This is a genomic window from Candidatus Methylomicrobium oryzae, assembly GCF_016745425.1.
In the GTDB taxonomy this organism is placed as follows: Bacteria; Pseudomonadota; Gammaproteobacteria; order Methylococcales; family Methylomonadaceae; genus Methylomicrobium; species Methylomicrobium oryzae.
Genome location: NZ_JAERVK010000010.1, coordinates 1 through 18,646 on the forward strand (window position 1 = coordinate 1; position 18,646 = coordinate 18,646).

At 56.8% G+C, this 18,646-nt stretch carries 20 protein-coding genes; 18 read left to right on the plus strand and 2 right to left on the minus strand.

Annotated elements, in window-relative coordinates; all coding sequences use genetic code 11:
• Positions 1-63 precede the first annotated feature (63 nt).
• On the minus strand, positions 64-312 hold the full coding sequence (locus JJL52_RS12000) for a hypothetical protein (RefSeq protein WP_202052659.1): 249 nt from the start codon (positions 310-312) through the stop codon (positions 64-66).
• Between the two features lie 192 nt (positions 313-504).
• Positions 505-789, minus strand: coding sequence for a hypothetical protein (locus tag JJL52_RS12005; protein ID WP_202052660.1), 285 nt, complete (start codon positions 787-789; stop codon positions 505-507).
• 152 nt (positions 790-941) lie between these two features.
• On the opposite strand from JJL52_RS12005, the gene JJL52_RS12010 reads away from it, so the two are divergent.
• The 18 genes from JJL52_RS12010 to JJL52_RS12095 all read left to right on the plus strand — a co-directional run bounded on the left by JJL52_RS12010 (position 942) and on the right by JJL52_RS12095 (position 18,643).
• Positions 942-1,916 (plus strand): integron integrase, encoded by a 975-nt coding sequence (locus tag JJL52_RS12010; protein WP_202052661.1) that lies wholly within the window; start codon positions 942-944, stop codon positions 1,914-1,916.
• 228 nt (positions 1,917-2,144) lie between these two features.
• The gene (gene waaA / locus JJL52_RS12015; RefSeq protein ID WP_202052662.1) at positions 2,145-3,425 is read left to right on the plus strand and encodes a lipid IV(A) 3-deoxy-D-manno-octulosonic acid transferase; all 1,281 of its coding nucleotides are present in this window, start codon (positions 2,145-2,147) and stop codon (positions 3,423-3,425) included.
• A 201-nt stretch (positions 3,426-3,626) separates the two neighbouring features.
• Positions 3,627-4,862, plus strand: a complete 1,236-nt coding sequence (locus JJL52_RS12020; protein WP_202052663.1) for an NAD(P)/FAD-dependent oxidoreductase — start codon at positions 3,627-3,629, stop codon at positions 4,860-4,862.
• Positions 4,844-5,443 carry a DUF3261 domain-containing protein gene (locus tag JJL52_RS12025; RefSeq protein WP_202052664.1) on the plus strand — a complete coding sequence of 200 codons (600 nt, stop codon included), beginning with the start codon at positions 4,844-4,846 and terminating at the stop codon, positions 5,441-5,443. The genes JJL52_RS12020 and JJL52_RS12025 overlap by 19 nt, the downstream gene beginning before the upstream one ends.
• Positions 5,424-6,605 carry a beta-ketoacyl-[acyl-carrier-protein] synthase family protein gene (locus JJL52_RS12030; protein WP_202052665.1) on the plus strand — a complete coding sequence of 394 codons (1,182 nt, stop codon included), beginning with the start codon at positions 5,424-5,426 and terminating at the stop codon, positions 6,603-6,605. Before JJL52_RS12025 ends, JJL52_RS12030 begins: the two co-directional genes overlap by 20 nt.
• Positions 6,602-7,051, plus strand: coding sequence for a hotdog family protein (locus JJL52_RS12035; RefSeq protein WP_202052666.1), 450 nt, complete (start codon positions 6,602-6,604; stop codon positions 7,049-7,051). Before JJL52_RS12030 ends, JJL52_RS12035 begins: the two co-directional genes overlap by 4 nt.
• Positions 7,041-7,769: a 3-oxoacyl-ACP reductase FabG gene (fabG, locus tag JJL52_RS12040; protein ID WP_202052667.1), complete on the plus strand. Its 729-nt coding sequence runs from the start codon at positions 7,041-7,043 to the stop codon at positions 7,767-7,769. The genes JJL52_RS12035 and fabG overlap by 11 nt, the downstream gene beginning before the upstream one ends.
• Positions 7,769-8,992 (plus strand): beta-ketoacyl-ACP synthase, encoded by a 1,224-nt coding sequence (locus JJL52_RS12045; RefSeq protein WP_202052668.1) that lies wholly within the window; start codon positions 7,769-7,771, stop codon positions 8,990-8,992. Before fabG ends, JJL52_RS12045 begins: the two co-directional genes overlap by 1 nt.
• Before the next feature lie 33 nt (positions 8,993-9,025).
• Positions 9,026-9,388: a hypothetical protein gene (locus JJL52_RS12050; protein WP_202052669.1), complete on the plus strand. Its 363-nt coding sequence runs from the start codon at positions 9,026-9,028 to the stop codon at positions 9,386-9,388.
• 319 nt (positions 9,389-9,707) lie between these two features.
• Positions 9,708-10,634 (plus strand): ZIP family metal transporter, encoded by a 927-nt coding sequence (locus JJL52_RS12055; protein ID WP_436231522.1) that lies wholly within the window; start codon positions 9,708-9,710, stop codon positions 10,632-10,634.
• Between the two features lie 94 nt (positions 10,635-10,728).
• Entirely contained in the window at positions 10,729-11,460 is a 732-nt protein-coding gene (locus JJL52_RS12060) for a TMEM165/GDT1 family protein (RefSeq protein WP_202052671.1), read from the plus strand.
• A 75-nt stretch (positions 11,461-11,535) separates the two neighbouring features.
• Complete coding sequence (soxB, locus tag JJL52_RS12065; RefSeq protein ID WP_202052672.1) at positions 11,536-13,212, plus strand: thiosulfohydrolase SoxB; 1,677 nt, start codon at positions 11,536-11,538, stop codon at positions 13,210-13,212.
• A gap of 52 nt (positions 13,213-13,264) precedes the next feature.
• Positions 13,265-14,404: an MlaE family ABC transporter permease gene (locus JJL52_RS12070; RefSeq protein ID WP_202052673.1), complete on the plus strand. Its 1,140-nt coding sequence runs from the start codon at positions 13,265-13,267 to the stop codon at positions 14,402-14,404.
• On the plus strand, positions 14,401-15,174 hold the full coding sequence (locus tag JJL52_RS12075; protein ID WP_202052674.1) for an ABC transporter ATP-binding protein: 774 nt from the start codon (positions 14,401-14,403) through the stop codon (positions 15,172-15,174). Before JJL52_RS12070 ends, JJL52_RS12075 begins: the two co-directional genes overlap by 4 nt.
• On the plus strand, positions 15,161-16,075 hold the full coding sequence (locus tag JJL52_RS12080) for an MlaD family protein (RefSeq protein ID WP_202052675.1): 915 nt from the start codon (positions 15,161-15,163) through the stop codon (positions 16,073-16,075). The genes JJL52_RS12075 and JJL52_RS12080 overlap by 14 nt, the downstream gene beginning before the upstream one ends.
• Positions 16,072-16,632, plus strand: coding sequence for an ABC-type transport auxiliary lipoprotein family protein (locus tag JJL52_RS12085; protein WP_202052676.1), 561 nt, complete (start codon positions 16,072-16,074; stop codon positions 16,630-16,632). Before JJL52_RS12080 ends, JJL52_RS12085 begins: the two co-directional genes overlap by 4 nt.
• 380 nt (positions 16,633-17,012) lie before the next feature.
• Positions 17,013-17,588 (plus strand): YceI family protein, encoded by a 576-nt coding sequence (locus JJL52_RS12090; protein WP_202052677.1) that lies wholly within the window; start codon positions 17,013-17,015, stop codon positions 17,586-17,588.
• Positions 17,589-17,701: 113 nt separating this feature from the next.
• Positions 17,702-18,643, plus strand: a complete 942-nt coding sequence (locus JJL52_RS12095) for an NADH-quinone oxidoreductase subunit B family protein (protein WP_202052678.1) — start codon at positions 17,702-17,704, stop codon at positions 18,641-18,643.
• The last annotated feature ends 3 nt before the right edge of the window (positions 18,644-18,646 follow it).

Genomic DNA, 18,646 nt, shown 5'->3' on the forward strand with positions numbered 1-18,646 from the left:
GGTTCAGATGGTGGCTTCGCGCGCTGCGCTCGCACCATCTAACCTTATTCGTTAGAACACAAATTAATTTTTATAGGTGGTGTATGAAGGTTTTTGGTCATAGAAAAAGACATGATGAACTAGCCTGTCGTTATGGGCGTACTTCAGCAGATCACAAAGCGATAGCGGATTCGTGGCAACGTCAATTAATAGGGCACTTTCGTTCATTTTGGACACTCCTTCCTGCTGCGGTAGGCTATCCAATAGAGAACGCATATCACTCGACCAAGGACGACTTTCAGACTTTTCTACAATTACTAAAGCGTAAGGCATTTTTCTCTCCAGAGTTAAAAGAGTCGGTATCTAACGTAGAATTAACGCGGCGCCCATAAGGACGCCGAGCAAAGCCGCGATGCTTCTGGGCGTCGCGTTGAATGAACTGTTAGAACTAGGAGAATACAGATGCTTAAAAACCTGCGGCTGTGCGATGAACCGAACGGGATACACGTAGTTTTTAGAACAGACTTAATGGGTTTTAGGCGAGTCGCCGAATACCGTGACCGAGCAGAAAAGCCCTCTGGACGCACCATTCAAAGGTTTGCCGTTGATTTTACACCAGTTGAGGAACTGTTCTGGGTCAATAGCTACTTTGGTAAGAACTTGCCCCAAAGCCTCCGCTTCGTCTATTTTCTTTTGAACGATTCGAACCCACGAATCGTAGGATTCGCCAAAATGACTTTTATCCTCGCAGATTTCTTTAAAACGAAGATAGGTAGGTTCGTCTTTGTACCAAGTAACGTAATTCACCATAGGGAAACTCCAGGGTTAAAAGGGGCGGTTTCTAACGTTAAGTAGACACCTATACAGGTGTATATTAATCTACGATCATCGGTGTATAATGCCAATCTGACAATCTGCTAAACTGGATACTACAATATTCAATTATTGATAGCAACCTCTTTATGCTAACGAAAAGTACACCTCCAAAGCTCCTGGATCAAGTCCGTGATCGGATTCGCGTCAAGCACTATAGTATCGGTACCGAGAAGCTTTACGTGCAGTGGATCAAGCGGTTTATTTTGTTTTGCGGTAAACGCCATCCGTTAGAAATGGGTGCGATGGAAATTGAAACTTTTTTGACGCATCTCGCAGTGGAAGGCCATGTATCGGCTTTAACACAAAACCAAGCATTGTCCGCTTTACTGTTTTTGTACAAAGAAGTCCTTTTAATCGATTTGCCCTGGCTGGATAATATCGTGCGGGCCAAGCAACCGCAACGTTTACCCAGTGTGTTGACGCGCACCGAGGTGAGCGCCGTGCTGGCGCGGATGAGCGGAGTCTATGGATTGATGGCAAATCTCCTTTATGGCACGGGCATGCGCTTGATGGAGTGTGTACGCCTCAGGGTGAAAGATGTCGATTTTGAGCGCGGCGAGATTATGGTCCGCGACGGCAAGGGAGGAAAGGATCGGGTCACGATGTTGCCGCAATCGTTGGCGAGCCACTTGCAAGACCATTTATGCCAGCGCCGCGCCTTGTTTGATGATGATTCCCGCTTGGGCAAGGCCTCGGTTTATTTGCCGGATGCACTGGAACGTAAATATCCCAATGCAGCGACCGAATGGGCCTGGCAATATTTGTTTTCCTCGGGCAGTTTTTCGCTTGATCCGCGCAGCGGTGTCGAACGCCGCCATCATATCGACGAAAAGTTATTGCAGCGGGCAATGAAAAAGGCGGTGCAGGCCAGCGGCATAACAAAATTGGCGACGCCCCATACGCTGCGCCATTCGTTCGCGATCCATTTGCTCGATTCGGGGTATGACATTCGCACGGTGCAGGAATTGCTAGGTCACAAAGATGTGCAGACGACGATGATTTACACGCATGTTCTCAACAAGGGCGGAAGAGGCGTTGTAAGCCTGTTAGATCGGTTATGACGCTGTTTTCCTAAAAAATCGACGAACCCCGCCGGACGGGTTTGGTAAACCCGTCCGGCTCTTTTCTCCGAAGTTCAGGCAATGACTGAAACGTTGAAGACGGAACTACAAACTCCGTTTTGCCGTAATACTGTCGGAGCGGATTTTTTCCGGGTGTTGCTATAATGGACCGTTTGAATTTTCAATCGGAAAGCGATTCCCTTCCCGTAGCCGAAACAGCAGCCCTTGATGCACTCCCTCTATACCGTCCTGTTCTATCTTTTAACGCCGTTTATTTTGCTGCGTTTACTCTGGCGCAGCCTTAAAGCTCCTGCTTACCGCCGCCGCTGGAATGAGCGTTTCGGCTTTTACGATAAAACCTATTCCCAAAACGTTGTTTGGTTCCATGCGGTGTCGGTCGGCGAGGCCGAGGCGCTGTTTCCGCTGCTGCGCTTGCTGCAGACGCGGCATCCCGGCCTGAAGCTATTGATCACGACCACGACACCGACCGGTTCGGCCAGGGTGCAGGCGGTGTTCGGCGGAAAGGCGGAGCATGTGTATCTGCCATACGACATGCCGTTCGTGATCGGGCGTTTTCTGACGGCTTTCAAACCGCGCCTTGCGGTGATCATGGAAACCGAGATTTGGCCAAATCTTTATGCAGCATGCGGCCGACAGCAAATTCCGCTGTTCCTGATCAATGCTCGCCTGTCCGAAAAATCCGCGCGCGGCTATCGGAAAATTCCATCGCTGATTCGTCCGACGCTGGAACACGTCAGCCTGATCGCCGCGCAAACCGCGGATGATGCGGAACGGTTTGTGCAGATCGGCGCGAAGCCGGATTCGGTCAGGGTAATGGGCAACATGAAGTTCGATATCGAGATCGCCGAAGAGACCCTCGCCCAAGGCAGGCGGCTCAAAGCTTCGGTCTTCGGCGACCGTTTCGTCTGGATCCTGGCCAGCACGCACAAAAACGAGGAAGCGCCGTTTCTGAACCTTTACCCCGAAATCAAGGTGGAAATTCCTGATCTGCTGTTAGTGATCGTGCCCCGGCATCCCGAGCGCTTCAGCGAGGTCAAGAATCTGTGCGAGGAACGCGGGCTGAAAGCCGTGATGCGCACATCAGAGAGTCCCTGTACGGCAGAAACCGATGTATATGATGTATATATAGCCGATACGATGGGCGAGCTCAAGATGCTGTATGCGGCGGCGGACGTGGCTTTTATCGGCGGCAGCCTGGTGCCGGTAGGCGGCCATAATCTGCTCGAAGCGGCCGCGGCCGGCGTGCCGGTGATGTTCGGACCCTACATGGCCAATTTCAAGGAGATCGCCGGGGGCGTTTTGGCTCACCAGGCGGCGCTGCAGTGCCGGTCTCCGGAAGAAATTATCGGGACAATCCTTTCGTTATATGCCGACCCGGAGCAGCGGACGGAACTGGCGGACCGGGCCAGGGTGTTTCTAAACGAAAACCGGGGGGCGATCGCGGCGATTGCCGAGCTGATAGAGGCCGCTATCCCGAAAGGCGGATAAATTTGCAATAGGCGTTTTTGCAGCCGCATTGAATGAGGGAAACAGGCAGGACAGTCCAACTGCGTTCGGCCATACATCAAATGATTCCCGTGGATGCGCGGTGCTTAACCGCCTTATCAACCGGACATTTTTTCCGAAAACCTGACCTCCGCATTATAATTTTCTTTTCCCCACTTACACATGCCAAGGAACATCCCCCGCATGGACAAACCGCCTCAAAGCAAAGTCATCATCATCGGCGCAGGCCCTTCCGGCAGTATCGCGGGGGCCCTGCTCAGAAAAAAAGGCTATCCGGTGATCATTCTGGAGCGCCAGCGTTTTCCCCGCTTCAGCATCGGCGAAAGCCTGTTGCCGCAGTGCATGGAGTTCATCAAGGAAGCCGGGATGCTCGATGCGGTTGTCGATGCCGGATTTCAGTTTAAGAACGGCGCGGCGTTCGCCTTCGGCGAGCATTACACCGAATTCGATTTCGAAGACAAGTTTACCCCCGGCATCGGCACGACCTTCCAGGTCCAGCGCGGCCGCTTCGACGCGCTGCTGGCCGACGAAGCGGCGCGGATGGGCGTCGATATACACTGGGAGATGGAAGTAAAGGCGGTCGATTTTTCCGGTCCCCGGGCCCATTTGACCGTCGCCGACACGGACGGCCGGCTTTACGATTACGCGGCCGACTTCGTGCTCGATGCGAGCGGTTTCGGGCGGATACTGCCGCGCCTGCTCGATCTGGAGTCCCCGTCGGGGTTTCCGGTCAGGCAGGCCTTGTTCGGGCATATCGAAGACCGGATCGACGATCCGGCGTTCGACCGGAACAAAATCCGGATCACCGTGCATCCGGAACACCCGGACGTCTGGTTCTGGCTGATTCCGTTCAGCAACGGACGCAGCAGCGTCGGCGTAGTGGCCGAGCGGGCCTTTTATGCGCCGGGCGAGGATTACGGCGCGCAGCTGCAGGCATTGATCCGTCAGGATGCGGGCCTCGGTCGGATTTTGAAAAACGCGGTATTCGACGACAGGATCAATACATTGGTCGGTTATTCGGCCAACGTCAAAAGCCTTTACGGCAAGGGCTATGCGCTGCTCGGCAACGCGGGCGAGTTTCTCGACCCGATTTTTTCCTCGGGCGTGACGATCGCGATGAAGTCCGCGATGCTGACCACGGCTGCGCTGGACCGGCAATTTAAGGGCGAGCCGGTCGATTGGGAACAGGATTACGCGCGGCCGTTGAAGCGCGGCGTCGATACCTTCCGGGTATTTGTCGATGCGTGGTACGACGGCCGTTTTCAGGATGTGATTTTCCATCCCAATCAACAGCCCGGCATCAAGGCGATGATTTGTTCGATCCTGGCCGGTTATGCCTGGGACGAAAACAACCCCTATGTGAAGAACGCCTGCTCGCGGCTGGATACGCTCGTGGAACTATGCCGCGACGACAGTTAAGCCTGGTCGCCTTGATCATTAGTTTGGCCGGTTGCGCGTCGATTCATCCTCAGGGCGGAAGCCTGCCTGAAGCGGCCCCGCAGGCCGGGGCGCGCCCGCAGCCTTTGTTTCCGCTCGCGCCGCCTTTGGGTCCGGAGCGGCGCATCGTGCAGCAGTTGACCGCGCACTGGCCGGGAAGCGAGGAAACGCTGCTCTGCGTGCTGGAACTGGACAGCCGGCGTATCGCGATGGCCGGCCTTACCCGGGACGGGCTGAGCCTGTTCAATTTGACCTATGACGGAAAGACCCTGGAGGCGGACAAAAATCCCCTGGTTCCCGAGACGCTCGTTCCCGAACTGATCGTTGCGGATTTGCAGCTGGTTTACTGGCCGCTCGACAGCGTGCGGAAGCAGTTGCCGAAAGGCTTGAAGCTGGAAGCCGGTCCGGGTATCCGCCGCTTATCCGACGATGGCAAGCCTCTGACCGAAATACATTATTTGAGCGCCGACGGCGCTTGGCCGAAAGCGGCCGAACTGCTCAACCTACAGTATCATTACCGGCTTACGATCCAAACGGTCAGCTATGAAGTTGTATCTGAATGACGTCGGCATGCTCTGCGCGGCCGGTAACGGCAAGCGGGAGGTATTGGCGGGGCTGTTGGCCGGAAACCGTTCGGGCCTGATCTTTACAGACCGGTTCAGCCCCGGTCGGCCGTTCGCGGTAGGCCGGATCGATGCCGAACTGCCGGAAATCGGCGACCGTTTCGGGTATTACCGTTGCCGTAATAACAGCCTGTTGCTGGCCGCGCAGGAACAAATTCGCGGTACGGTCCAGCGAATGATCGCCCGCTTTGGGAAGGACCGTATCGGTTGCGTGTTGGGCACCAGTACGTCCGGAGTCCGGAACACCGAACTGGCATTGGCCTATCAAGCGGCCAACGGCGCCCTGCCGCCCGATTTTCATTACAAACAGCAGCAGATGGGGGCGAGCGCCGATTTTCTGGCGGCCTGCCTGAATCTCGGCGGACCGGCCTATACCTTGTCGACTGCCTGTTCTTCGAGCGGACGAGCGATCGCGTCCGCGCGCCGCCTGCTGCGCCTGGGCCTCTGTGATGCGGTAATCGTCGGCGGCGCCGATACGCTCTGCAATCTGACGATCAACGGTTTTGCGGCCCTGGAGTCGTTGAGCGGCGGCTTGTGCAGGCCGTTCGGCGCGCACCGGGACGGGATCAACATCGGCGAGGCGGCCTGCCTGTTCGTGTTGAGCCGCGAGCCGGGTCCTGTCGAGCTGCTCGGGATCGGTTCCACCAGCGACGCCTACCATTTTTCCGCGCCCGATCCGGACGGGCTGGCGGTGGGCCGGGCCATGCAGCTGGCTCTGGAAGATGCCGGCAAGCGTCCCGAGGAGATCGATTACCTGAATCTGCACGGCACCGCGACCGTGCTGAACGACAGCATGGAAAGCAAGGCGGTCAACGGGCTGTTCGGCGTCGGGGTGCCGGCCGGTTCGAGCAAGGGCATGACCGGCCATACGCTGGGCGCGGCGGCGGCGCTCGAACTCGGTTTTTGCTGGCTGCTGCTGAACAGTGACGATGAGAAAGGCAGGCTGATTCCGAACGTCAACGACGACACGGATGATCCGCTACTGACCCCATTGAATCTCGTGCGTCCGGGCAGCGAACTGAAGCGCCGGATAGATACCTGCCAAAGCAATTCATTCGCGTTCGGCGGCAATAACATCTCGATCGTGGTTGGGCGGGCATGAACGATTTTCCGCTGTTCGACATCGCCGAACTGCTGCCGCATACCGGCGGGATGATCTGGCTCGATAAAGTGCTTGCCTGGGACGAAGAGACGGCCACTGCCGAGCTGACCGTCCGGGCCGGCCCGTTGTTCGGCGGCGGCGATACGGTTCCCGCCTGGGCCGGGATCGAATACATGGCGCAGACGATCGGCCTGTATGCCGGCCTCCATGCCAAGCGCGCGGGCGAGCCGATCAGGCTGGGTTTTTTGCTCGGCACCCGGCGTTTCGAGAGCAGCGCGCCCGGCTTCCGGATCGGTTCCGTGCTGACGGTACGGGTTGAGAAAATCATGCAGGACGGACACTTGTCCGTGTTCGACTGCCGGATAACCGGCGATCATGTTAAAGTAAGCGCCGTGCTGAACGTCTACCAGGCGCCCCTCGATACGATAATGCATTATGAAAAATAAGACCGTTTTAGTGACCGGCTCGAGCCGCGGCATCGGCAAGGCGATCGCCTTGTATCTGGCGGCCCAGGGCTACGATTTGGTGCTGCATTGCCGCAGCCGGCGCGATCAGGCCGAGGAGGTCGCGCGGGAAATCGAAGAGATGGGCCGCAGCGCCCGGATTCTGCAATTCGATGTCGGCGACCGCGTGCAGTGCGCCCAGCACCTGGCCGAGGATATCGATGCGAACGGCGCCTATTACGGCGTGGTCTGCAATGCCGGTATCGCCGCCGACAATGCGTTTCCGTCGCTGACCGGGGAAGAATGGGACAGCGTGATCCATACCAACCTCGACAGTTTCTATAACGTGCTGCAGCCTGTCATCATGCCGATGGTCCGGCGGCGGAGTCCCGGGCGCATCGTGACCCTGTCGTCCGTCTCCGGCCTGATCGGCAACCGCGGCCAGGTCAATTACAGCGCCGCCAAGGCCGGCATCATCGGCGCGACCAAGGCGTTGGCGCTGGAGCTGGCCAAGCGCGACATCACGGTCAATTGCGTCGCGCCCGGCCTGATCGAAACCGAAATGGTCGAAGCACTGCCGCTGGACGAAATCAAAAAAATGATTCCGGCGCGCCGTGTCGGTCACCCGAAAGAAGTCGCCGCGGCGGTGGCCTTTCTGCTGTCCGAAGACGCTGCCTACATCACCCGCCAGGTGATCGCGGTCAACGGAGGCTTGTGCTGATGAAGCGCGTTGTTGTAACCGGGATGGCCGGGCTGTCTCCGCTCGGCAATGACTGGCAGACTGTCTCGGAGCGTTTAAAGGCGCAGACGACCGGCATTCGCGCCATGCCCGAATGGGACAAATACCAGGGGCTGAATACGCGGCTCGGAGGTCCGGTCGATTTCGAGCGGCCCGCCCATTATTCCCGCAAGCAGACGCGCAGCATGGGCCGGGTCGCCCTGATGGCGGCCTATGCGACCGAACTGGCGCTGCTGGATGCCGAATTGATCGACGATCCGGTGCTGAAAAGCGGACGCATGGGAATCGCCTACGGCAGCTGTTCGGGCAGTTTCGACGCGATCGCGGATTTCGGCAACATGCTGCTGAACCACCGGACCGACGGGCTGAATGCGACTTCCTACATCCGGATGATGGGACATACCGCGGCGGTCAACATCGGCCTGTTCTTCGGAATCAACGGCAGGGTTTATACGACATCCAGCGCCTGCACCTCGGGCAGCCAGGGCATCGGCTACGCCTACGAAGCGATCAAGTACGGCCGGCAGACGCTGATGGCGGCCGGCGGCGCGGACGAACTTTCAGCCAGCCAGGCGGCCGTGTTCGATACGCTTTATGCGACCAGCCTGAAGAACGACGCGCCCGACACCTCGCCGCGGCCGTTCGATCGGCACCGCGACGGACTGGTGATTGGGGAAGGCGCGGGCACGCTGATTCTCGAAGAACTGGGACACGCCAAGGCGCGCGGTGCGACGATTCACGCCGAGGTGGTCGGCTATGGCACCAATTCGGATGGTCTGCATGTGACGCAGCCTGACAGCCACAGCATGCAGCTTGCGATGCGGCTCGCGCTCGATGATGCGTGCCTGCCGCCAACGGCGATCGGCTATATAAGCGCGCACGGCACCGCGACCGAGCACGGCGACATCGCCGAGAGCCATGCCACTCGGGCGGTTTTCGGCGCGCAAACGCCGATCAGCGCGATGAAAAGCTATACCGGTCATACGCTCGGCGCATGCGGCGCGTTAGAGGCTTGGGCGGCGATCCGGATGATGAACGAAGGCTGGTTTCATCCGACCGCGAATCTGCAAACGATCGATCCGAACTGCGCGGAGCTGGACTATATCACCGGTACTGTCCGCGATCTCGACTGCGATTATGTGATGAGCAACAACTTCGCTTTCGGAGGCATCAACACTTCCCTGATTTTTAAACGCTGGGATTGAATCAATCCCGAATCAACCCGAGGAAAAATAAGCATGATAAAAAAAACAAGTTTGCTATTGGCGTCGTTGATGTTGTTTACCGGTTGTACGACGACCGGGACATTCAAAGTGCCGGAAGGGTCTAAGTTGTACATTTATAAAAGACCTGAGCCGGTGCAGGTCGCGGCCGGCGGCAAGGTCACAACCAAGCCGTTTTTCTGGACAGCGGCCGGCATGCCGCCGGGCGGCGGGATTCCTTACCGTTTGGAACAGAACGGCCAAACCATCAAGGAAGGCAAATTGCGGACCAAATTTCGCGTCGTGTCCATCTTCTGGCCGCCGTTCGCCGCAATCTACTGGCCGATGGGCTTCAATCCGAATATCACCTATGACCTAGTCAACGATACTCAGGAATAATGGCCTGAAGAGAAGACCCTGAAAAACGGCTAAGGCACCAGGCTGCCTTATTCGGACAGAGCGCCGGCCATGACCGTTATTTTCGTCATGGCCGGCAGACGGGCATATATAAAAGCTTCAATTTTAGACTCGGCTTCACTGCCGGTTCTCGAACACTTTCCGCTTGTCTCGGCAATTTGACTTGATCGCCGCGAATTTCAAATCCTTCCAATAACCTTACCGCTGCTATTAGTATTTAGTTATAATCCGCAGCCAGTATGAACTTAATCAGGCGGAGGCGGGGTAAGAAATGGCAACGGCGGATCAGAAGTTTAAAAACATGCGGCTGTTTTGGGAGGCTCAATTAGCCAGGGCGCTCGCCAGCCCTTATTACCAAAAACTGATGGCGCTGCCGTCTTTACAGCGGTGGGCTGTGATTGCCGGTTTGTTTCTGTTGTCGCAGGTGATCGTTTTCGGCGCTTTGTACCTGATCTTCGGCAAAGTCGTGGTGATCGGCTTCTTGGCCAGCATTCTGGCCGGACTGGCGACCGGCGCCGGCGCGCTGCCGGCGCTGTTTTTCCGGAATATTTCAAACAATCTGTTCAACAGCATGCTCGGCGCCGCGGCCGGGGTGATGCTGGCCGCGACCGCGTTTTCGCTGCTGGTTCCCGGCATCGGTTTCGGCAATGCGGTCTGGGCCGGCAAAGGTATTTACCTGGTTTCGTTCGGGATGCTGATCGGTGCGCTGTTTCTGCATTATGCCGACCGCCAGTTGCCGCACGTGCATTTCGATCAGGTGTCCGATCTGCGCAAAACGTCTTTCAGCAAAATCTGGCTGTTCATTGTCGCGATCACGATTCACAACTTTCCGGAAGGGATGTCGGTTGGGGTCAGTTTCGGCACCGGCGAGATGAAAACCGGCATCGTTCTGGCGATCGCGATCGCCTTGCAGAACATTCCCGAAGGCTTGGCTGTCGCGCTGCCGCTGGTCGGTTTGGGCTACGACAAACGGCGCGCGGTCGCAATTGCGACTCTGACCGGCCTGGTCGAGCCGGTCGGCGGCCTGCTCGGGATTACGATGGTGACGGTCTTCCAGCCGATTCTTCCGGTGGCGATGGGGTTTGCGGCCGGCGCGATGCTGTTCGTGATCAGCGAGGAAATCATCCCGGAAACGCACGGCGGCGCGAGCAACCGTTCCCGGTACGCCACCTTTGCGCTGATGTTCGGCTTCATCATCATGATGATTCTCGACAATATGTTGGGTTGACCCCGACGTCATCAATCAGGCCAGGCGGCTCAAGCCGTCCGGCACTCCTTTTATCCCGCTTTCAATCGTACCCGTCTACCAATTCATCCATTGCATGGACAGAGCCGAACAATTACTGCAGCACCTGAGCGCCTGGCTGAACAGCTTCATTACCTGGTTCCATAGCCTTCCGGTCGAACCCTATTTACAAACTTTTCTGCACAAATTTTCGGCTTTACTGGCGAGCGGCAACTGGCGGGAAACCGGGATTGCCGCCGCAACCAGTTTCGCTTTGATCGTCACTGCCGAAATCGGCGACAAAAGCCAGCTGGTCTGTATGACATTGGCCTCCAGGCACAAAGCCTGGCCGGTGCTGTTGGGGGCGAGCGCGGCGTTCGCTCTGTTGAACACGCTGGCGGTCGTATTCGGCGCCGCGATTGCAAGCTGGTTGCCCGAATACATCGTCGCGGCGGCGGTCGCCTTTTTATTCGGCGCATTCGGGATTCACGCTTTGCGCGTCAATGGCGACGAAGACGGGGAAGTCCGCGAAAAAAGCGGGCACGGCATCTTCTTTACGACGTTTTTATTAATTACGGTTGCCGAGTTCGGCGACAAAACGCAGCTTGCGGTGGTTGCGCTGAGCAGCACGTCCTTGCCAACTCCAGTCTGGATCGGGTCGACTGCGGCGCTGGTCACGACCTCGGCGCTGGGCGTTCTGGCCGGACGCACGATTCTGCAGAAATTTCCGTTGGCGCTGTTGCACCGGATCAGCGGAACGATTTTTTTGATGTTGTCCCTCGTTGCGGCTTACCGGGCATATGGCGCTTATGCTTCCCGGTTCGCGTAGGGTACGCTGCGCGTACCTTTTCCAAAACTATCCGGGAGTTTTCCCGAACACGGTACGCGCAGCGTACCCTACGGTATGAACCGCCGCCGCTTTCTTCAATACCTCGCTTTGTCGCCCGTCGCCGTTGGCTGTTCCGTGCCGCGTCGCGATTATTACCGTCAGCCGGAATTCGGCGACATCACGATCATGCACATAACCGACTGCCATGCGCAGTTGCTGCCGGTGTATTACCGTGAGCCGGCAGTCAATCTGGGGATCGGCGCCGGCAAAAATGCGCCGCCCCACCTGAGCGGCGAGCAGTTACTGCGCCGTTTCGGCATTCTTCCGCACAGCCGCGAGGCTTACGCCTTCACGCATCTGGATTTTACCGGGGCGGCGCACCGTTATGGAAAAATGGGCGGTTTCGCGCACCTGGCGACGTTGGTCAACACGATCAGGGACTTGCGCGGGCCTGATAAGACCTTGCTGCTCGACGGCGGCGACAGCTGGCAAGGTTCGGCGACCGCGTTATGGACGCGCGGCCAGGATATGGTCGATGCCTGCAATTTGCTGGGCGTCGACGCGATGACCGGACATTGGGAGTTTACCTACGGCAAAGAGCGTCTTTTCGAGAACCTGAAACGCTTCAAGGGGGTGTTTCTTGCGCAAAACGCAGCACAGGCCGAGGAAGCGGCCTTCGAGTCCGGTGCGGACAACGACGAGCTGTTCAAGGCTTACCTGATCAAAGAGATCGGTAAAATCCGGATTGCAGTGATCGGCCAGGCTTATCCTTATACGCCGATCGCGAACCCGCCGCGCTTCGTTAAAGGCTGGCAGTTCGGGATCGAGGAACGGCGCCTGCAGTCGCTCGTCGACCGGATACGCATCACCGAACGGCCCGACGCGATTATTTTGCTATCCCACAACGGCATGGACGTCGATCTGAAACTGGCCTCGCGCGTCGCCGGAATCGATCTGATCCTGGGTGGCCATACCCACGATGCGGTTCCCGAACCGATCCCGGTCGCGAATCCCGCAGGCAGGACCTGGGTCACCAACGCGGGCAGCCACGGCAAGTTTCTGGCGGTGATCGACTTGAAAGCCGCGGGCGGGCGGTTGCAGGCGATACGCTATCGCCTGCTGCCGGTCTTTGCGGAATTGTTGGAACCCGATTTTGAAATGCAGAGTCTGATCGATAGCTTGAGAATGCCGTATATGCCTGCCTTGCGGCGGCCATTGGCCGAAGCAAGCGAGCTGCTGTACCGCCGCGATAATTTTTATGGAACTTTCGACGGCTTGATTCTGGATGCGCTGCTGGCCGAGTACGGCGCGGACATCGCGTTGACGCCCGGTTTCCGCTGGGGTACGGCCGTATTGCCTGGCCGGACGATCGCGATGGAAGATGTGATGAATCATACGGCGATCACTTATCCCGAAACCTATGCCGCCATGATGACCGGTACACAATTGAAAAACATGCTGGAAGACGTGGCCGACAATCTGTTCAATCCCGATCCTTACTATCGGCAGGGCGGCGACATGGTCAGGACGGGCGGCATGCGCTTCGATTGCGATCCTGCAGCCGAATGGGGCAAGCGCATCGGAACGATGCGGCTTTGCAATGGTGACCGGGTCGAGGCCGGAAAACAATATAAAGTCGCCGGTTGGGCGACCGTTTCGGCACCGGCGGCCGGCAGGCCGGTGTTCGAGATTGTCGGAGAGCATCTAAAATCGCCAGTTCGGCATAGGCCGGGGCGAGCAATGAGCGTATGATGGGTTGGCAATCGTTTTTCTTTGATCATACCGCCTGTATCCGGACGTTTCGATGTTTCTCATAAGTGAAAGAGGCGAGCCCGCGCTGGATGCAATCGAGCAGGACGGAAAACTGTATGGCGTCAAGTTATCCGGAGAATGGAATCTGCGTAATCTGTGCGAGATGCCGGCGCTGCGCCGCCAACTCAGAAAGTATGCGCGAAGCAAGTCCGGGTTGCACTGGGATCTGGAGACGATCGATGTGCTCGACAATGCGGCCGCGCTGATCCTTTGGCAGGAGTGGGGCCGGGTGTTGCCGGAGGGGCTGGCGATACGGCCCGAACATCTGCGTATGCTGGAGCGCTGGCAGGCGCAGGAAATTTCCGAAACTGCGCCGCCCAAACGCGATCTCGGCGCGGTATTGCTCTTTCTTTACGGATTCATCGCCGATTTTTACCGGCAAACATTGGATATGGTGACGTTGCTCGGCCAGTTGCTGCTGGATCTGGGCTACTTGCTGCGCCATCCGGGCCAAGTGCCGTGGGCCGAAATTTCGACCACCATTTACGAGTCGGGCGTACGCGCCCTCGGAATTACCGCGCTGGTCGGTTTTTTGATCGGCATCGTGCTGAGTTATTTATCCGCCCTGCAGCTCAAGCTGTTCGGCGCGGAAATCTACATTATCGACATCCTCGGGCTCAGTATCATTCGCGAATTGGGACCTTTACTCGCAGCGATCCTGGTCGCGGGACGCTCCGGTTCCGCGATGACCGCGCAGATCGGGATCATGCGGGTCACCGAAGAGCTCGATGCGCTGTCTGCGATGGGCATTTCGCATTCGCTGCGGCTGGTGTTGCCGAAAGTCGCAGCCCTGGCGGTCGTGCTGCCGCTGATCGGCGTGTGGACCAGCGGTTCGGCGCTGCTTGGCGGGATGTTTTCGGCGCAGAACACGCTCGATATCGGCTATATGCAATTCTTTTTGAAGCTGCCCGATGCGGTGCCGCTCCTGAATGTGTTTATCGGCCTGTTGAAAAGCGCGGTATTCGGCTTTCTGATCGCGCTGGTGGCCTGCCATTTCGGCTTCCGGATCAAACCGAACACCGAAAGCCTGGGCAATGAAACCACCAATTCGGTTGTCTCTTCGATCACGATCGTGATCATGGTCGATGCGGTGTTTGCGATCCTGTTCATGGGCATCGGGATGCCGATATGAAGGACTCGGCGATCCGTCTCGAACATGTCTGGACCCGCTTCGGCGAAAAAATCGTGCACAGGGACATCAATCTAAGCCTTGCGCACGGCGAGATCCTCGGGCTGGTCGGCGCTTCCGGCAGCGGCAAGACCACGCTGCTGCGCGAAATCATCGGCCTGCAGGCGCCGAGCGAGGGTGAAATCTTCGTGATGGGAGCGTCGCTGCATCAGATCGGCCGGCATCTGCAGAGCAATTGCGGGGTATTGTTTCAGAAAGGCGCGTTGTTCAGCGTGCTCAATGTGTTCGACAATATCGCCTTTCCGCTACGCGAGCTCGGTTTCGACGACGAGGAGATCATCAGGCGGCTGGTGTTCATGAAACTGTCCCGGGTCGGCTTGTCGGTACGCGACGCCTGGCTGAAGCCGGCGGATTTATCGGGCGGCATGACCAAGCGGGTGGCGCTCGCGCGTACGCTGATACTCGAACCGGACCTGCTGCTGTTGGACGAGCCGACCTCCGGCCTCGACCCGATTTCGAGCGAGGATTTCGTCAGCCTACTGTCCGAATTGCACCGCGATCTGAAGTTTACTGTGGTGATGGTGACGCACGATCTCGACATTCTGCGCGATTTGTGTACCCGGATCGCGGTACTGGCGGACGGCCAGTTGGTTGCCTTCGGTCCCCTCGAATCGGTGTTAAGCTGTCCGCATCCGTTCGTCGAGCGTTTTTTTCACAACAACCGCGCCGAGCGGGTTTTTCAAAGTCTGGATACGACGCATGGGCAAAAATAAATATGCGCTGATTACCGGCCTCTTCCTGATCGTTTTGACGGCCGCCACCGCCGCGGTCGTGTATTGGATCGGCCACTTCGAGCGCGAACGCAACGTCTACTATGTTTCGACTCGCCAGTCGGTATCCGGCCTGAATCCGGAGTCGACCGTGTTCTACCGCGGCATTGCGGTCGGCAAAGTCCTCGATATCCATTTCGACCCGAACGACTCCGGAACGATCCTGGTTCCGATCGAAGTCGATAAGGAGATCGTGTTGAGTAAAGGCGTGTTCGCGACCTTGCAGCTAAAAGGGGTGACCGGTCTGACCCAGATTCAGCTCGAAGACCCGGAACACCCCGGCGAACCATTGCCGCCGGGAAGCGATTCGGCCGATCGGATACCGTTGAAACCGTCTTTGGCCGACCGATTGATGACCACCGGCGAGGACATTCTGAAAAAAGCCGAGCATATCATGGCGCGGCTCAGCGTATTTCTAAGCGATGAAAACGAAAAGAACGTCACCGACATCCTGAACAATCTGAAAAGTCTCTCGGATAAGTTGAATCAACTCGAAAAAAGCGTGGACAAGGCGCTGGCCGAGGCTCCGAAGCTCAGTAATCGGGCCGGAAAAACATTGGACAATATCGACCGGCTTGCGAGCGATTTGCAGCATTTGAGCAAGGATGTCAGAGCGTTGGAGCAAAAAGCCGAGCGACTTGCCGAGACCGGTTTCGAAGTGAGCGACCAGGTCACCCAGACTACGCTCCCGAAAGTCAACGAGCTGATGAACGAGTTGCAGTCGGCAGCACAGCAGGTGAACAAAATTGCGAATTTGCTCGAAAATAACCCGCAAGCGCTGATCTTCGGCCCCCCCGATCAGGAACCCGCACCGGGCGAACCGGGCTATAAGGAGGCTCGATGAAAAAATACTGCTTACTCTATACCGCCGGCATCCTGCTGCTGGGTTGCTCGGAAACCGGGCGGGTACCGGCGCTTCACGATTTCGGGGTTGGCCCCCTTTCGCCGCCGGCGGCCGGTCCGCAAAATGCCGCAACCGCGGAAGTTCGGGTCATCGCGCCGAAATGGCTGAGCGATAACCGGATCCGTTACCGGCTGCTTTACGATCAGCCGACCCGGGTGCGTTTCTATAACCTGGACCAGTGGATTGCGCCCCCGCCGGACCTGCTCAGGCTGTATTTCAGCTCGGGGCGCTTAGGCCCGAACCATTCTCTGGTGATTCACCTGGTGAATTTCGAGCAGCAATTCGAGGCGCCGGGGAATGCTTTTGTACTGATGCGCTTTTCGGTCGAGGCGTTGGCAGCCGACGGCAAAAAGAAGATGAGTACGCGGGAGTTCGTTTTGCGCAGCGGCAAGATCAGTCCCGATGCGCAAGGGGCGGTACAAGGCTTTGCCGAGTTGGCGGAACGTGCAAGGCAACAGGTGCTGGGCTGGCAAAGGGAAATGGCGAAAGTGCAGTGAGCGGGAAAATCAACGGGGAAAATGCAAAAAAATACTCCCGGCGCCTGTATGTAGTAGGTGCCGGGAGACAAACGCTTCGGACTGTGGAGGTTCCGAATTTTTCACACTTCGAGGAGGTGTATGAAAAAGGCTGAAAACAGAAGATATGCTGCGCTGAAACTCTTAGCGGGCGAGAGGCCGGCCTTCGGGAATAGTGGCTATTCGAAAAACCTGGCATGAAGTTTGCTAAAGCAATGGTGCTAGTATATTAGTTTTTGCCGAATTATCAAGTGGAATTGAATTAATTCATTGTTTCTTTTATGTTGATAATCAATCAAAAATTTTAATAACGTGCTAAATTATATTTACAAATATTGATGCCCTTACGAAGGAAAATTCCTATGATCCGCTTATTATTTGCGTTGTTTGCCGCCGCTGTATCGGCCGTTACATCAACGGCGCGAGCCGAGACTTACACTGTCGATCCGCGTCATACCTTTCCGAGCTTTGAAATCGATCACCTCGGTTTTTCGATACAGCGGGGTCGTTTCAATCAGACCGAAGGCAAAATCGCGCTTGAGCCCGCATCACCTGCCGGCGGCTCGATCGATGTCGCGATCGATGCCGCCTCGATCAGCACAGGCCTGCCGGAATTGGAAAAGCATTTGCGGGGAGAGGATTTCCTCGATGTCGCGCGTTTTCCGAAAATCCTGTTCAAATCGAAACAGTTGATCTTCGACAATCAAGGACAATTAATCGGCGCCAAGGGGGAGCTTACGCTGCACGGTGTGACCAAGCCGGTGCATTTGGCCGTGGACCGCTTCCACTGCGGAATGAATCTGATCTCGATGAAAAATGTCTGCGGCGCGAACGCGACCGCGACGATCAAACGCTCCGATTTCGGCGTGGACAAATATGCGCCGGCGCTGGCCGACGAGGTCAACGTGATCATTCAGATCGAAGCGATCAGGGATTGAAGCAGTCCAGTACGCAAGAAAATCCTGCAATGAACCGGTAGTTTTAAATAGTTAATAGTTTTGTAACAATTGAACTAAAATTATTACAGTTTTAAAGCGTTATCGGAGTTTTTATGACGGCATTGCTTTGGTTGCAAACCGGCTCTTGCGGGGGGGACACCATGTCGATGCTCTGCGCGGACAGCCCCTCCCTGGAAGACCTGGTAGATGAGTATGGCATCGAAATACTCTGGCAACCGTCTTTATCCACGGAGCCGATGAAAAAACTGGATGCCTTGATCGAGGCCATCCTGGCGGATCGGCAAACACTGGATATTTTATGCATTGAAGGCAGCATCATAACCGGACCGGACGGTTCAGGCATGTACGATCCCTATCGCGGACGCTCCAAAATGAGCCTGGTCCGGGAGTTGGTCGAGAAAGCCGAATACGTGGTGGCGATGGGCACTTGCGCCTCTTACGGCGGCGTTCATGCCGCGCCGCCCAATCCTACCGATTGTCTCGGCCTGCAATTCGATAAGAAAAATCCCGGCGGACTTTTGCCGATCGAATGGCGGTCGCGCAAGGGGCTTCCCGTTATCAATATTTCAGGGTGTCCCGCTCATCCCAATGCAATGACCAAAACGCTGGCCATGCTGGCTTCCGGGCTGCCGGTCGAACTCGACCATTTGAATCGTCCGAAGGCCTTTTTCAATACCATGGTGCATCAGGGATGCACCCGCATCGAGTATCACGAATACGATGTTGAGGACGCCGAGTTCGGCAATAAGGGCTGCCTGTTTTTCAATTTGGGCTGTCAGGGGCCGATGACAGTGGCGATATGCAATACCGAACTTTGGAACGGCCGCAGCAGCAAGACCCGGGCAGGTGTGCCGTGTTTCGGCTGCACTTCCCCCGATTTCCCCCTGGACCACGATTTGTTCCGCACCGAAAAAATCGGCGAGGTACCGGTGCACCTGCCGTTGAATGTGGAGCGAGCCAACTATATGGCTTACAAAAGTCTGGCGCACGAAGCGGCGCCCTTGCGGGTATTGAATAAAAAGATGGATCCTTAAAGT